Below are 668 nucleotides of genomic sequence, written 5' to 3'. Positions count from 1 at the left end.
GCCGACACCCCCGACACCGCCGTTGCCGTCGATTCCCTGGGCCGCGCCGGTGCCGAGCGCGGCGGCCGCACCGCCAGCGCCGCCGGTCCCGCCGGTCCCGCCGGTCCCGCCGGTCCCGCCGACGGCGTCAACGCCAGCGATCCCCGTACCGCCCTGGCCTCCGGTGCCACCCGCGCCACCGACACCGCTAATGCCGGCGATGCCGGTAGCACTAGCGGCGCTACCGCCGACACCACCATCGCCACCATCGCCCGCGTTGCCGCCGGCGCCGCCATCCACGCCGCGGCCACCAGTCCCGCCGACCCCGCCAGTCCCGCCGTACCCGGCGCTCCCGTCGGCCCCGCTGGCCGCCTGGGCGCCGGTGTGCGCGTAGCCGCCGGCCCCACCAGCCCCGGCGTGGCCGCCGTCACCACCCAGACCACCGTTGCCGCCGAGCCCGCCGGCACCGCTGTCCGTGCCGACCACACCGGCCGCGCCGGCCGCGCCGGCACCACCAGTTCCCCCGTCGGCGCCGTTACCACCAACACCACCGACCCCGCCGGAACCAGACATCGAGCCGCCGTCACCACCGGCCCCACCCGCACCGCCGTAACCGCCGTTGCCGCCAGCGCTGCCATTGCCGCCGGGGCTGACCCCAGCCGCGCCGGCCGCGCCGGCCACCCCGTTAC

1 pseudogene is annotated in these 668 nt (G+C 79.0%); it reads left to right on the top strand.

The features are described 5' to 3' along the window. A pseudogene (locus FPZ47_RS28750) lies at positions 1 to 668 on the top strand (hypothetical protein); the annotation flags it as partial.

Source organism: Mycobacterium helveticum, assembly GCF_007714205.1.
GTDB lineage: Bacteria > Actinomycetota > Actinomycetes > Mycobacteriales > Mycobacteriaceae > Mycobacterium > Mycobacterium helveticum.
Note: the sequence above shows the minus strand (reverse complement) of the source record. Positions and strands in the feature narration are given on the sequence as shown.